This window comes from Chromobacterium sinusclupearum (genome assembly GCF_002902845.1).
GTDB classification, from domain to species: Bacteria; Pseudomonadota; Gammaproteobacteria; order Burkholderiales; family Chromobacteriaceae; genus Chromobacterium; species Chromobacterium sinusclupearum.
The window spans coordinates 172,373-186,786 of record NZ_PPTF01000073.1; the positions used below are offsets into that span (position 1 = coordinate 172,373).

The 14,414-nt window shown below is 59.4% G+C and carries 11 protein-coding genes; 9 read left to right on the forward strand and 2 right to left on the reverse strand.

The window, feature by feature from the left end; all coding sequences use genetic code 11:
- Positions 1-151: 151 nt before the first annotated feature.
- Complete coding sequence (gene polA / locus C2134_RS16475; RefSeq protein WP_103321212.1) at positions 152-2,923, reverse strand: DNA polymerase I; 2,772 nt, start codon at positions 2,921-2,923, stop codon at positions 152-154.
- A gap of 12 nt (positions 2,924-2,935) precedes the next feature.
- Here polA and C2134_RS16480 point away from each other — a divergent pair, with 12 nt between their 5' ends.
- The 7 genes from C2134_RS16480 (at position 2,936) to C2134_RS16510 (ending at position 11,710) form a co-directional block, all read left to right on the forward strand.
- Positions 2,936-3,664 (forward strand): LOG family protein, encoded by a 729-nt coding sequence (locus C2134_RS16480; RefSeq protein WP_103321213.1) that lies wholly within the window; start codon positions 2,936-2,938, stop codon positions 3,662-3,664.
- 28 nt (positions 3,665-3,692) lie between these two features.
- Positions 3,693-4,022, forward strand: a complete 330-nt coding sequence (locus C2134_RS16485) for a DUF2782 domain-containing protein (RefSeq protein WP_043628021.1) — start codon at positions 3,693-3,695, stop codon at positions 4,020-4,022.
- A 10-nt stretch (positions 4,023-4,032) separates the two neighbouring features.
- Positions 4,033-4,974 carry a homoserine kinase gene (gene thrB / locus C2134_RS16490; protein ID WP_103321214.1) on the forward strand — a complete coding sequence of 314 codons (942 nt, stop codon included), beginning with the start codon at positions 4,033-4,035 and terminating at the stop codon, positions 4,972-4,974.
- A 147-nt stretch (positions 4,975-5,121) separates the two neighbouring features.
- A complete protein-coding gene (locus C2134_RS16495) occupies positions 5,122-5,394 on the forward strand; it encodes a hypothetical protein (RefSeq protein ID WP_199179964.1) in 273 nt (90 codons plus the stop codon).
- Positions 5,395-5,727: 333 nt separating this feature from the next.
- Positions 5,728-8,589, forward strand: coding sequence for a YjbH domain-containing protein (locus tag C2134_RS16500; protein WP_103321215.1), 2,862 nt, complete (start codon positions 5,728-5,730; stop codon positions 8,587-8,589).
- A 23-nt stretch (positions 8,590-8,612) separates the two neighbouring features.
- The gene (locus C2134_RS16505) at positions 8,613-10,505 is read left to right on the forward strand and encodes an SLBB domain-containing protein (RefSeq protein ID WP_103321216.1); all 1,893 of its coding nucleotides are present in this window, start codon (positions 8,613-8,615) and stop codon (positions 10,503-10,505) included.
- Positions 10,506-10,528: 23 nt separating this feature from the next.
- Positions 10,529-11,710, forward strand: a complete 1,182-nt coding sequence (locus C2134_RS16510) for a GumC family protein (RefSeq protein ID WP_233196483.1) — start codon at positions 10,529-10,531, stop codon at positions 11,708-11,710.
- A 35-nt stretch (positions 11,711-11,745) separates the two neighbouring features.
- Here the strand turns inward: C2134_RS16510 and C2134_RS16515 are convergent, their stop codons facing one another.
- Positions 11,746-12,918: a multidrug effflux MFS transporter gene (locus C2134_RS16515; protein ID WP_233196484.1), complete on the reverse strand. Its 1,173-nt coding sequence runs from the start codon at positions 12,916-12,918 to the stop codon at positions 11,746-11,748.
- 327 nt (positions 12,919-13,245) lie between these two features.
- On the opposite strand from C2134_RS16515, the gene arsC reads away from it, so the two are divergent.
- Both arsC and C2134_RS16525 read left to right on the forward strand, forming a co-directional pair.
- Complete coding sequence (gene arsC / locus C2134_RS16520; protein WP_103321219.1) at positions 13,246-13,596, forward strand: arsenate reductase (glutaredoxin); 351 nt, start codon at positions 13,246-13,248, stop codon at positions 13,594-13,596.
- A 268-nt stretch (positions 13,597-13,864) separates the two neighbouring features.
- A complete protein-coding gene (locus C2134_RS16525) occupies positions 13,865-14,365 on the forward strand; it encodes a MarR family transcriptional regulator (RefSeq protein WP_103321220.1) in 501 nt (166 codons plus the stop codon).
- Positions 14,366-14,414: the final 49 nt, after the last annotated feature.

A 14,414-nucleotide genomic window follows, 5' to 3' on the forward strand; every position in this document is an offset into this window, starting at 1 on the left:
CAGTCTGGAAAAGCGGGGCGCGGCAACCAAGCTCCGCCTGTCCAAAAGCCGGAGCCAACCATGCCAGGCCCCGACCTTAGTTCAGGTGCAACGTCGCGGATGCGAAAACGGCGCCTCAGGGCGCCGTTGAATGGGATGGTTCACAGACGAATCAGTGCGCGGCTTCCCAGCTGTCTCCGGCGCCCACTTCGGCCAGCAGCGGTACTTTCAGCTCAGCCACGCCTGCCATGATAGCCGGCAGCTTCTGCTTGACCAAGTCGAGCTCGGCCTGCGGCACTTCCAGCACCAGTTCGTCGTGCACCTGCATGATCAGCTTGCTTGAGAGGCCGTCGCGCTCCAGCCAGCCCTGCACCGCGATCATCGCCAGCTTGATCAGATCGGCGGCCGTGCCCTGCATCGGCGCGTTGATCGCCGCGCGCTCTGCGCCGGCGCGGCGGGCTGGATTGGACAATTTGATGTCCGGCAGATACAGCCGGCGGCCGAACACGGTTTCGACGTAACCCTGCTCGCGCGCCTTCTCGCGCGTGGTCTGCATGTACTCGGCCACGCCCGGGTAGCGCATGAAGTAGCGGTCGATGTACTGCTGGGCGGCGCTGCGCTCGATGTCCAGCTGGGCGGCCAGGCCGAAGGCGCTCATGCCGTAGATCAGGCCGAAGTTGATCGCCTTGGCGGCGCGGCGCTGATCGGATGTGACGGCGGACAGGTCGACGCCGAACACTTCCGCAGCCGTGGCGCGGTGGATGTCCTCGCCGCTGGCGAAAGCCTTCAGCATGCCCTCGTCGTCGGACAGATGCGCCATGATGCGCAGCTCGATCTGCGAATAGTCGGCCGACACGATCTGCCAGCCGGCTGGCGCGATGAAGGCTTCGCGCACGCGGCGGCCCTCGGCGGTGCGCACCGGAATGTTCTGCAGATTGGGATCATTGCTGGACAGCCGGCCGGTAATCGCCACCGCCTGTGAATAAGTGGTGTGGACGCGGCCAGTCTGTGGATAAATCAGCGTCGGCAGTTTGTCGGTGTAAGTGGACTTCAGCTTGGCCAGCCCGCGGTACTCCAGAATGCGCTTGGGCAGCGGGTGATCCAGCGCCAGTTGCTCCAGCACCGACTCGTCGGTGGAGTAGCCGCCCGACGGCGTCTTCTTCACGCCCTTGGTCGGGATGGCCAGCTTGCCGAACAGGATTTCCTGCAGCTGCTTGGGCGAGTTCAAGTTGAAAGGCTGGCCGGCCAGCTCATACGCCTGCTGTTCGAGCTCCAGCATCTGGCTGCCCAGCTGGTGGCTCTGGGCATTCAGCTTATCGCGGTCGATCAGCACGCCGTGGCGCTCCATCTTGAACAGCACCTCGGCCACCGGCAGCTCGATATCGCGGTAGACCTTTTCCAAATCGCCGGAGAGCTGCCCGGCGAAGAACTGGTTCAGCCGCAGGGTGATGTCGGCGTCTTCGGCAGAATAATTGGCCGCGGTGGCGACATCCACTTCGGCAAAGCCGATCTGCTTGGCGCCTTTGCCGCAGATGTCCTCGTAGCTGACGGTGTTCTCGCCCAGATGGCGGCGCGCCAGATCATCCATATTGTGGCGCTGGTGGCTCTCCAGCACGTAGGAAGCCAGCATCGAGTCGTCGGCGATGCCGCGCAGCGTGATGCCATGATTGGCCAGCACGTGACAGTCGTACTTCAGATTCTGGCCGCATTTCTTCTTGCCGGCATCTTCCAGCCACGGCTTGAGCTTGGCCAGGGCGGCATCCAGCGGCAATTGCTCCGGCGCGCCGGCGTAATGATGCGCCAGCGGCAGATAGGCGGCTTTGCCCGCCTCCACCGAGAAACTGATGCCGACGATGCGCGCCTGCAGCGGCTCCAGGCTGGTGGTTTCGGTGTCGAACGAGGTCACCTTGGCCGCGGCCAGCTTGGCCAGCCAGGCGTCCAGTTGCGCCTCGGTGAGGATGGTTTCGTAATGGCGCTCGATATGGCCCGGTTGCGGCTGCGCCGCGGCAGGCTCGTCCGCGCCAAACAGATCGCTTTGCGCGGCGGGAGCCTCCTCGCTGCGCTGGACCACGGCCGGCATCTCCGCGCCCTCGGTCACCTCGCGGTAGAAAGTGCGGAAGCCCAGGTCCTGGAACAGCTCGGCCAGGCGCGGCTTGTCCTTCTGGCCATGCTGCAGGCCCGGCAGCCCGTGCGGCAGATCATTGCTTAAATCGACCGCGCAATCGATAGTGATCAGGCGCTTGCCCATCGGCAGCCAGTCCAGCGCGGCGCGCAGGTTTTCGCCCACCTTGCCGCCGACGCTGTCGGCCTGGGCGATGATGGCGTCCAGGCTGCCGTACTCCTCCAGCCACTTCACTGCCGTCTTCGGGCCGCATTTATCCACGCCGGGCACGTTGTCGACCTTGTCGCCGATCAGGGTCAGGTAGTCGATGATGAGACTCGGCGGCACGCCGAACTTCTCCTTCACGCCGGCCTCGTCCAGCAGCTCGTTGGTCATGGTGTTGACCAGCGTGATGTCCGGCGTGACCAGCTGCGCCATGTCCTTGTCGCCGGTGGAGACGATCACCTTCATGCCCGCCGCCGCCGCGGCGCGCGCCAGCGTGCCGATCACGTCGTCCGCTTCCACGCCCGGCACCACCAGCATCGGCCAGCCGGAGGCTTGCACCACGTCGTGGACCGCCGTAATCTGGGAGGCAAGCTCCTCGGGCATGGACGGGCGATTGGCCTTGTATTCGGGGTACAGATCATCGCGGAAAGTCTTGCCCTTCGCGTCGAAGACGCAGGCGCTATAATCGAATTCAACCTCCTTCTCCAGCCGCCTGAGCATGTTCACCATGCCATAGACAGCCCCCACCGGGCGGCCATCCGGAGAGCGTAAATCGGGCATCGCGTGAAAGGCGCGGTACAAATAAGAAGAGCCGTCGATCAATAACAATGTTTTCATAAGAGGCAGAATATGAGCTTGTCCGATAAGTTACCGCAGACCAGCGACCGTCACGCCATGATGCAGCGCTTCCGTTCGCGCGAAGCCTGGCACGTGATGAAGATCCTGTCGGAGTTTGTCGAGTCGGCCGAGGAACTGCAAGGCATCACTCCGGCAGTGAGCATATTTGGCAGCGCGCGCACGCCGCGCGATCACAAATACTACAAATTGACCGAGGAAGTGGCGCGGCGTCTGTCCGACTCCGGCTTCTCAGTGATATCCGGCGGCGGCCCAGGCATCATGGAGGCCGCCAACAAAGGCGCATTCTACGGCAGAAGCCCGTCGGTTGCCCTCAACATCGTGCTGCCGCACGAACAGAAACCCAACGAGTACCAGGATCTGTCGGTCAAGTTCAACCACTTCTTCAGCCGCAAGGTGATGTTCGTCAAGCACGCCATCGCCTACGTGGTGATGCCCGGCGGCTTTGGCACGCTGGACGAAATGTTCGAGGCGCTGACGTTGATCCAGACCGGCAAGAGCCGCAAGATACCCATCATCCTGTGCTGCCACGAATTCTGGGCCGGCCTCCTGGATTGGGTGAAGGACCGCCTGGTCAGCGAGGGCATGATCAATCCGGACGATCTGAACCTGATCCAGCTGATAGACGACCCGCAACAAATCGTCGACACCATTTTCAAGCACTACGAAACCCGCGGCTTCGAAGCGTTGCCGGAAGAACGCGAACAGTTGCTCAACCTATAATCGCCACACTCAAATACAAGGAAACTCCATGCGCCGCCTCATCGCCCTGCTCCTACTCCTGCCGCTGGCCCCGGCCTTCGCCGCCGACGCATCCGCGCCGGCCAAGGCCGTGGTGCCGCCGCCGCCGGTGATCAGCCCGCAAAACGCCGCCGAACCGGAGCCGGAAGTGCGCCTGATCCAAAAAGGCGATGAAAAAATCGAGGAATATCGACTGAACGGCAAACTGTACATGGTCAAGGTCACGCCGGCGCACGGCGTGCCCTATTATCTGGTCGACGATAATGGCTCCGGCACCATGAAACAGGTGGACCCGGCCAACCGCATCGTCATCCCGCGTTGGGTGCTGGTGCGTTTCTGACGGAGGTCGCATGTCGGTTTACACCACGGTCAGCCGCGATAGTCTGCAGCAGTGGCTGCAAGGCTATGCGCTAGGCCAGCTGATTGACTTCCAGGGCATTGCAGCAGGCATCACCAATACCAATTACTTCGTGACTACCACGCACGGCCGCTATGTGTTGACGCTGTTCGAAACGCTGCGCCTGGACGAGTTGCCGTACTACCTGTCCTTGATGAGCCACCTGGCGCGCCACGGCGTCGCCTGTCCGGCGCCCATCGCCGACCATTCCGACCGCTTCGCCTCCCTGCTCGCAGGCAAGCCGGCCTGCCTGGTCAGCTGCCTGACGGGCACTGACGTCAGCCATCCGACGGCGGCGCAATGCCGCGCCGTCGGCGAGATGCTGGCGCAAATGCACAAGGCCGGCGCCACTTTCCCGCGGAAAATGCATAACCCACGCGGCCCTCACTGGTGGAGTCTTACCGCGCAGCAGCTCTATCCGCAACTGCCGACAGACATTGCCGAAACCTTGGCAGAGGAAATCCACTTCCAGGACGGCCACCGTTTCGATCATCTGCCCAGCGGCGTCATCCATGCCGACCTCTTCCGCGACAATGTCTTGTTGGATGGAGACAGCATCAGCGGCTTCATCGACTTCTATTACGCCTGCAATGACATTCTGCTGTACGACATCGCCATCGCAGTCAACGATTGGGCACGAAGGGATGATGGGGAACTCGATGATGAGCTGGCGCGAGCGTTTCTTGCCGGCTACCAGTCGGAAAGGCCTCTGAGCCAAGCGGAGCGAGACTGCTGGCCTGTCATGCTGCGCGCGGCGGCGCTGCGTTTTTGGGTATCGCGGCTGCAGGACCTATACCAGCCGATTAGCGGTGAGCTGACCTATACCAAGGACCCGGCAGCCTTCCGCCAATTGCTGCTGGCACATCGCTGTCGGTCCGAATTCTGGCTAGGCTGAGTGCATCATGGGCGAGACACTTAGCATAATTTTCACGCCAGCGTCATCTAAAGCTACTTGAATATCCTGCTGACTGGCTTATCATGTGAGAGAAGTGCAAGCTGTATGCCGTTTTTTGAGTTTAAATTTCGCATAAAGGAACACAATATGCTGCTGAAAAAAATCATCGCCATTGCCCTCGCCGCTGCCCTCGCTTCCCCGGCCTTCGCCGCTGAAGAAGCTGCTGCGACCTCTGCCGCAGGCTCCTCTGCAGCGGGCACCACATCGGCCGCAGCGGCCGGCGCCGCCGGTACCACCGCTGGCATCGCCGGCCTGAGCGTCGGCACCATCGCCGCCATCGGCGCCGCCGTCGCTGCCGCTGTTGCCGTATCCAGCAACAGCAACTCTTCCTCGAGCCACTCTGCTGCAACTCACCACTAAGAGCGGCTGTCACGTGATAACGTGACTCCACTCCAACAAGCCAAGCAGGCGGACAGATTCCGTCTGTTTGGCTTTATTACGATCAGATCACGACGGAGCTGGATTATCAACCGCCCAAACGGTTAGCACGTATTGCCCGTTGTCATCTTCATGCTTTTACATCAACGACAGGGGAGTTGAACTAGAAATAGCCCCTGTCAATCTAGGCTGAATCACTAAGATAATGTTGGCGTGGTCCAGTGAGATAAAATCAGCCGTTCAGTATCATCACAAGGCCATGTATCTAGAAACATAGCTAACACATCAAAACTCAAAATAAGCCGGGTAGTGTTAATGCATAAAAAATCCAGAAGTCATCTGGTAACAGGGGTATTGCAAAAAGGGTTTCCGCTGCTGTTCGCTTGCGGAGCATTGGCCCAGCCATCGTTAAACGGTCAGATTGGCTATATCAACATGCCATCGGCACGCGTGGGCGAGGATGGCACGTTCAGCTTTGGCTATGGCTATGACAAACCGTATGGGATTCTCTGGACCTCGACAACCGTGTTGCCTTGGCTCGAGGTTTCAGGTCGCTACACATCCATCGCGGATGTTCCGGGCTTTACCGACCAACAATACGGCGGCGGCTATGGTCGCTATAAAGACAAAGCAATTGATACAAAATTTCGGCTAGTTGAGGAAACACGCTGGCTACCAGAAATTTCTCTCGGCCTGACAGACATCCAAGGCAATCGTCTCTGGAAAGGCACGAACCTGATCGCTACCAAGCAAGTCATGCCAGGTTTGGAGACGACGCTTGGCTATGGCTCTGGTCGTATTAAAGGGATGTTCGGCGGCTTGCGTTACACCCCTAGCTTCCTACCGAATTGGTCTGTGGTAGCAGAATACGATGCCAATAATTACAGCCAAGATCCGCATCCATTTGTGGATCAGACCTTTGCAACCGAATATCGCAAGAAAGGCCCTGCCGTTGGCCTGGAGTATCAATGGGGCTGGTTAGGCCTGCAGGTCGCCCGCCAGAAAACCCACAACAGCATCAACGCGCATATCGACATTCCGCTGAATATCACGGAGTTTGTGCCCAAAATCCAGGAACCCGCCTTTTTCACCGGCGGGCCCGAGCTGCCGACTCGGCCGACGCTTGAACAGTGGCAAGGCGATCGTGACCGTGCCCGTCAGCTAGCCTCCGCACTCGGTAATCAGGATTTCAAGAACATCCGCATTGCCATGCAACGCGATACGCTGGTGATGGAGCTCAGCAATAGCCGGATTTCCAATGTCGGCCGCGCCGTCGGCCGAGCCGTACGGACTGCACTGTATTACGCTCCGCTGGAGACGCGTGAAATCAAGGTGGTGTATACCGAACTAGAGCAACCGCTTGCCACCTACAGCTTTTACGACATGGCCACGCTCAACGATTACCTATTGGGCAAGGTCAACCGCGAGCGTTTCCTGCAAACCGTCAATATCAAACCTGGCCGCGACGAAGAGCTACAGCCATTAGACAGCCAAACCCTGGCGCAATCGCTGCGCGAGGGCATTAATGTCAACCTGCTGACCAATCGCGATGGCGACTGGGTCCAAGTCACCAGCGACGATACCGAAGACAACCGCTTTCATCTGGCGCCGAAAATGGGGGTCTATTTCAATGACCCCAGCGGAGCCTTCCACTATGACATCATGGCGGAAGCGACTTATAAGCGCCGCCTGAGCAAAGGCCTGTATCTGGACAGCGCACTGAGCGCCGATTTGTACAATACCATCACAGCCGTCAAGCAACCTTCCAACAGCGAGTTGCCGCATGTCCGCTCCGACATCGCCGACTACAAGCGCGTCAAAACGCCCAAGCTGAATCGACTATTGCTGAACCAATACATGACATTGGCGCCGAATGTCTATGCCAGGGCCTCAGCAGGTATCTATGAAGAAATGTTCCGCGGCGCCGGCGGCCAGGTGTTGTATTACCCCGGTTTCAACAAAAACTGGGCAGTGGATCTGGCAGTGGACGCCTTACAACAGCGAGATGTCAACGGCTGGTTTGGCAAGCGCGACTATCAAACCGTCACGGCGATTACTTCGCTGCACTACCAATTGCCGATGGGCGTGACCGCGACCGTCCGCGCCGGGCGCTTCCTGGCCAAGGACGATGGCGTGCGCTTTGAATTGTCGAGGCGCTTCCGCTCAGGCGTCGAAGCCGGATTCTGGTATACCAAGACCAATGGCAACGACATCACCTCGCCCGGCACCCCATCGAAACCTTACAATGACAAAGGGATGTTCTTCTCCATCCCGCTCAACAGTCTGCTGACTTTCGACAGCCGCACCGTCGGCAGCTTCTCGCTGTCTCCTTGGACACGCGACGTCGGTCAAATGGTGATGACGCCGGGTGACCTGTACGACATCCTCAGCAATCCCAAACGCGATATCCACGCCTATGACGGCCTGGGCAACTTCGCTGAGCGCGCCGATGAACAGAATTTGCCGCAAGTCACTCCGCCACTGCCCAGTTACACGCCATGGCCCATGATCCGAATGCGCCTGGAGGACTCTGGCAATCAGTGGCTGGATATGGACAGCAAGACCGCTGGGCTTGGGCTGGCTACCGTTGCCGTCGCCACGGCTGCGGCGCTGGACAAGTCGGTGGACCGCGCATTCAAGAATCATCAGCAAAATACACTGGTCAAGGACTGGGGGAAACTGGGCAAGGATCTTCCCATCGCCACCGCCGCGCTATCTGGCATCGCTTTCGCGCTGGGAGATGATCGTCTCAGCAATACCGGCCTGATCGCTCTGGAGTCGGGCGCCATCGCTATTGCAGGTAGCGAGATGCTAAAATTCGCCGTTAACCGCGCCCGTCCCAGTGATGACAACGCGCCTTGGCGCAGTCAGCCATCTGGCGCGTCTCGTTGGCAGAGCAGCTTCACCTCGAACCACTCGGCCGTATTGTTCGCCACCGTCACCCCATTCGCCAAAGAGTACGATCAGCCTTGGTTGTATGGCGTAGCCGCGCTGGGAGCGGCAGGCCGCGTAGCAAGCCGCGATCACTGGTTGTCTGATGTCACGGCAGGCGGCATTCTGGGTTATGTCGCCGGCAATTGGCTATGGCAGTCACAGCGCGACAATAGCCGCTATCAAAGCAATTTGGTTGTCACCCCCAAGCAAGTCGGGGTACAGCTCAACGTCCCTATTCAATAAGCATTAAAAGTAGGTGATCAAGCATGAGCATTTTGAAAATGCCTGGGAAGTCGTTATTAGCCATGTGCCTGCTGCTAGGCAGCACCTACCTCCATGCGGCTGGTAGCAATTCCAGCGTAGCCGCGCCTAGCTATGACATGGACAATAGCATGGGCTTGCCATCCATCAATAACCTGCCCATAACGACCAGTAAAAGCCCTGCTCCTATCCCGCCAAACACCCAAGTTGCTCCGCAGCTAGATGATCATGGCTATGTGCTGGATAAGGAAGGCAATCCCAAACTCCCTCCCTTTACAGAGTTCGTGAAAAAATCGACAGGCCAGATATTGCCGCTGTTTGGTAGCCGCCTGTTCCAGAATCCAGCGACAAAATTCGATGCCGTACAAAGTGTACAGGTTAATCCCGACTACGTGATCGGCAGTGGTGACCAGTTGCAGATCAAGGGCTGGGGCATGGTCGATATCGACCTGACCCTGACGGTGGATCGCAATGGCGCGATCTATCTGCCGCGCGTCGGCAATATTTCCGTCGCCGGCGTCCGCTATCGCGACTTGCAGGGCGTGCTGAAAAAAAGCGTCAGCCGCGTATTCAACAACTTTGATCTGACGGTCAGCCTGCAACAAAGCCGCTCAGTGCAGATTTACGTAGTTGGTCATGCTCGCCAGCCCGGCAGCTACACCCTGAATGCCATGAGCACGCTAATCAATGCCCTACTGGAGTCCGGCGGCCCCAGCGACAGCGGCAGCTTGCGCAAGGTCAAGCTGATGCGCGGCGGCAAGGAGGTGGCTACCGTCGATCTGTACGCGATCCTGGTGGATGGCGACAAGTCGGAAGACCAAACGCTGCGCGATGGCGACGTAATTCAGATTCCGGCGGCGGGCCCCCGCGTGGCGGTGCTTGGCGATGTCAAGACACCGGCAATCTATGAATTCAAATCCGGCGAAACCAGCGCCGATCTCTTGCACTGGGCTGGCGGCCTTGAGTCAGCGGCAGAGGGCAAGGAGCTATTGATTGAAAAGAACGTCAGCAACCGCTTCGTCAAACAAACTAAGGTGCAGGATGATTTGCAGCCGTTAAGTAAAATTCGCCTCAAGGCAGGCGACATCTTCCGGCTTAACGTGCCGAATGCTCAGCCAGTTAGCGTGCTGAAAGACGAGCAATTCGTCACAGTTAGCGGTGAAGCGAATGCAACTGGGACGTTCCAGCTCCGCAAGGGAGAAACCCTGCGCCAGCTGTTGATGCGACTGGGTGGCGTAACCGAATACGGCTATGTCTTCGGCACCGCGCTGACTCGCGAAAGCATCCGCGAGATGCAGCAGAAGAAGCTGGATGAGGTCGCTACTCGCTATGAGAAGGATCTGGAACAGAACGCCACCGCTCGCCTCGCCAAACTGACCGACAAAGACACCATCGCCGCAGTTACCTCGGAAGTGGAGGGGCAGCGCAAATTAGCGGCCAAGATGCGAACCATCAAGGCGGAAGGACGCGTGGTGCTTGAGTTGAAAGACAGCTCGGCCGAGGTCAAGGACCTGCCGGACCTAGAGCTGAAAGACGGCGACAAGATTGACATTCCGCAACGTCCTGGCACGGTAGATGTGCTGGGTGCCGTCTACCAGGCCAATGCGTTCATCTACCGCCCCCAACGCAACGTCAACGACTACCTGTCGCTGGCCGGCGGTGCCTCGCCGACCGCCGACAAGTCGTCAGTCTATGTACTGCGTGCCGACGGCACGGTCGCCAGCAACAATAATAGCGGCTGGTTCTCCAATGTGAATGGCATGCGCATCAATCCAGGCGACACCATCGTCGTTCCGGAAGAGTTGAATACCGGCAGCTGGACCCAGGCGCTGAAGGAATGGACGACCATCCTGTATCAATTCGGCCTCGGCGCCGCAGGCCTGAAGGTGCTGAAATGAGTAATGGCGAGATGAAACAAACTATGAATCACGCCACCGTTGCCAGCCAAGCCGATGACGAGATTGATCTGGTAGCGGTCATGTCCCGACTAGCCAGACACCGGCGCTGGATCGCGGGTAGCACCGTGCTGTTTGGCGGCGCGGCTCTAGCCTATGCCCTGCTGGCGAAACCGGTGTTTACCGCAAGCACCAGCATCATGCCGCCGCAGCAGCAAAGCAGCGGCATCAGCGCCATGCTCGGCCAGTTGGGCGGGCTGGCAGGGGCTGCAGGCGGTATCGCAGGGATGAAGAATCCCAATGATCTATACATCGGCATGCTGCAAAGCCGTACCGTGGCGGACAAATTGATTGCCCGTTTCAAACTGCAGCAGCGCTACGAGCAAGACACGGCGGATGCCACCCGCAAATCCTTGCAACAGGTTTCCAGCATCACCAGCGGCAAAGATGGTCTGATTAGCATCGCTGTCGATGACGTTGATCCGAAATTTGCCGCTACCCTGGCCAATGCCTATGTGGATGAATTGAAGGCGCTGAACCAGTCGCTGGCCGTAACCGACGCAGCCAAACGCCGCCTGTTCTTCGAACAGCAATTGAAGGATACCAAGGCACAGTTGTCCGCGGCCGAAATGGGTTTGCGCAAGACTCAAGAACACACCGGCATGATTCTGCCGGAAGGGCAACTGCCGGCAATTGTATCCACCGTGACCCAGCTGCGCGCCACCATCGCAGCCAAGGAAGTTCAGTTGGAAGCGATGAAGAGCTTCGCCACGCCGCAAAACCCGGCTTACATCAAGACGCAACAGGAGTTGACGGGGTTGCATGAGCAACTGGCTAAACTGGATAGCGGCCAGGGCAGCGACAGCAACCTATTCGTGCCGACCGGCAAGATCGCGCAAAGCGGCCTGGAATACATGCGCAAGCTGCGCGAGCTCAAATATCAGGAAACGATTTTCGAGCTGCTATCCAAGCAGTATGAGATGGCGAAAATCGACGAGGCCAAGGACTCATCGCTGATACAGGTGCTGGACACCGCAGTGCCGCCGGAACTCAAGAGCAAGCCGAAACGCGCCCTGACTGTTGCGCTTGGCCTGTTTGGAGGACTAATCATCGGCATCCTCAGCGCCCTGCTGCGCGATATGCTGCTAAGCGATAGTTCTCGAGAACGGCGTAGGGAACTGCTGCTGGCGCTGAAGAGCAGCCAGTGATCAAACAGCCGGCCGCCTTTCGCGGCCGGCTGTTTTTACGCCTTCCCCGTCTGCCTCAACCGATACCCCATCCGGCACGCGAACCCCAGCATCAGCAACACGCACATCACACTGGCCAAGCGCAGGGGGCTGGCCCAAGCCAGCGGCGCCAGCACGCCGGCCACTAGGCTGGACATCATGGTCTGACAGAAGCCCTGCAGAGACGACACCGTGCCGCGCAGCGACGGAAACTGGTCCATCAGATTCAGCGTGATCGACGGCGCCGCCAGCGACATACCGGTGGTGTACAGCGCCAGCGGCAGCACCGCCCACGGCAAGGCCATCTGGCTGACCGCCAGGTTATAGCCCAGGTTCAGCGCGGCCGCGACGAACATCACCCAATAGCCCCGGCTGACGATCTCGCGCTGGCTGAAATGCCCGGCCATCCGGCCTGACAGAAACGCGCCAAACATGATGCCGAACACCGCCGGGCCGAATAGCCACAAGAACTGGGTTGGTCCTAGATGCAGATGCTGCATCAAAAACACTGGTGCGGACGGGATATACAGAAAGAAACCGGCGAAATTGAACGACACCGCAGCCGTCAGCAGCTGGAAATCCGGCTTGCGCCCGACTTGCCAGTAATTGGCCAGCAGATAGCGCGCTTTCAAGGGCTGGCGGGCATGCGCGTGGTGCGTTTCCTCCAGCCAGAACCAGGACAGCGCAAACAGGGCGAAGCCGACCAGCCCCATGAAGACGAAGATCGAATGCCAGCCGAAGGCGCCGTACAACCAGCCCCCCACCACCGGCGCGATCGCCGGCGACAAGGAGAACAGCATGGTCACCTGCGACATCAGCCGCTGCGCCGCCGCGCCATCCAGCTTGTCGCGAATGATGGCGCGCCCCACCACCAGGCCGGCACCTCCGCAAAGGCCCTGCAGGGCGCGGAACAGCAGCAGCGTGCCCAAACTCTCCGACAACGCGCAGCCTATCGACGCCAGGCCGAACAGTAGCGTGGTGGCCAGCACCACCGGACGGCGGCCCACCGCGTCGGAAATCGAGCCGTGCCACAGCATCATCAAGGCATAGCAGAACAAATAAACCGTCAAAGCCTGCTGCATTTCCAGCGGCGACGCCGCCAGGCTGTCGCCGATGGCGCGCATCGCCGGCAGGAAGGTGTCGATGGAAAACGGGCCAAGCGTGGACAGCGCGGCCAGTAACGCCGCCAAGCCTAAATGCTTGCGTGGGGAAGAAGAGGACATGAGGACACGAATAGGGTTAACTCGAACATGTTAGCGGCTAAGCGCCACGAACAAAACCCCTGATCCTGCCTTGCGCCGCCAGGCCGCGCTATCTGCGTCGTCGCCTCTTGACGCATGCGCGCTGCGAGACCTGTCCGCCGAGTCAGACCCAGGAAAATCCCCATGGTTTGAGCAGTCCCCACTGGCCATTCCTGACAATCCATGCCACGATGCCGCCCTTCCCAAGCCACGACTGGCGGGTTATGCTGGACCGCATGCCGCAGATCCCCGCCCAAACAACAAGGGAGAAGCCACATGATACGCCTCTACCATAATCCCAAATGCTCGAAATCCCGCGCCGCGCTTGCCCTGTTGGAAGAGGCCGGCGCCGAGATCGAGGTTGTCGAATACCTGAAACATCCTCCCAGCCCGGAGGAGTTGGACCAGCTGTTAAACTTGCTGGGAATGGAGCCGCGCGAGCTGATGCGCAAGAAGGAGGAGGAATACGCCGACCTCTATCTGGACGACATCACGCTGGAGCGCAAGCACCTGATTACCGCGATGGTGGACAACCCTAATCTGATCGAACGCCCCATCGCCGTCCGCGGCAACAAAGCCGTCATCGGCCGGCCGCCGGAGCAAGTATTGAATCTGCTGCGCGACTAAGGCCGCGCGGATCGTCCATCCCATACAGCGGGATGGATCAGAAATAGGCGATGTCATCAGCGGCATGCGCAGGATGCGCCAAGCCCGCTGGCCACGGCATCAAACCGTTCAGCTAACACTCACGGCCCTTTCCGCCAGGAAAGGGCCTTTTGCATTGGCGCGGCAAACAGGACAGGTCCGTGTACATTCCGCCACAGCGGCTCGGCGATCTCGTCAGCAACGTTATTGTCACTTGCAAAATAGTAACTCATGTTACTAAAATCGCCACATGAGCCCAAACAAGTCATTTTCCCAGCTCGAACAGGCCATCAACCGGGTGGAAGCGCGCTTCCCCGGCACGCCACGCCAGGAAGTCATCCTGACCCGGCTGCTGTTCCACATCATGCCGCGCTTGAGCACCCATCTGTGCGACAACCTGAAACAGCATGGCTTGAACGAAACCGTCTGGATGGCGTTGCTGGCCTTGTACGCCTGCCCCAACCAAACGTTGAACCCGTCCGACATCAGCGAAACGCTGGACTCCTCGCGCACCAACGCCACCCGCATCGCTGACGAACTGGTGAAGAACGGCTGGGCAGCCCGCTCGGCCAGCGCCGAAGACAGGCGCAAGATCGTGCTGGAGCTGACCCCGTCCGGCGTCGCGCTGGTCGAGAGCCTGCTGCCGTTCTCCCGCCAGGTGCACAAGCAATTGTGGGCGGACTTCGACGACGACGAAAAACAGATTCTGGAACGGCTGATGCGCAAGTTATTGCGCCAATTAGGCGGCTGAGCCAGAAGCGCCTTCATTTGCCCAAATAATAACTGTCGTGATTATCGCG

Excerpts from the sequence above, each read along its gene's own strand:
- polA (WP_103321212.1), bottom strand. The coding sequence starts at position 2,923 with ATGAAAACATTGTTATTGATCGACGGCTCTTCTTATTTGTACCGCGCC.
- C2134_RS16480 (WP_103321213.1), top strand. The coding sequence starts at position 2,936 with ATGAGCTTGTCCGATAAGTTACCGCAGACCAGCGACCGTCACGCCATG.
- C2134_RS16485 (WP_043628021.1), top strand. The coding sequence starts at position 3,693 with ATGCGCCGCCTCATCGCCCTGCTCCTACTCCTGCCGCTGGCCCCGGCC.
- thrB (WP_103321214.1), top strand. The coding sequence starts at position 4,033 with ATGTCGGTTTACACCACGGTCAGCCGCGATAGTCTGCAGCAGTGGCTG.
- C2134_RS16495 (WP_199179964.1), top strand. The coding sequence starts at position 5,122 with ATGCTGCTGAAAAAAATCATCGCCATTGCCCTCGCCGCTGCCCTCGCT.
- C2134_RS16500 (WP_103321215.1), top strand. The coding sequence starts at position 5,728 with ATGCATAAAAAATCCAGAAGTCATCTGGTAACAGGGGTATTGCAAAAA.
- C2134_RS16505 (WP_103321216.1), top strand. The coding sequence starts at position 8,613 with ATGAGCATTTTGAAAATGCCTGGGAAGTCGTTATTAGCCATGTGCCTG.
- C2134_RS16510 (WP_233196483.1), top strand. The coding sequence starts at position 10,529 with ATGAATCACGCCACCGTTGCCAGCCAAGCCGATGACGAGATTGATCTG.
- arsC (WP_103321219.1), top strand. The coding sequence starts at position 13,246 with ATGATACGCCTCTACCATAATCCCAAATGCTCGAAATCCCGCGCCGCG.
- C2134_RS16525 (WP_103321220.1), top strand. The coding sequence starts at position 13,865 with ATGAGCCCAAACAAGTCATTTTCCCAGCTCGAACAGGCCATCAACCGG.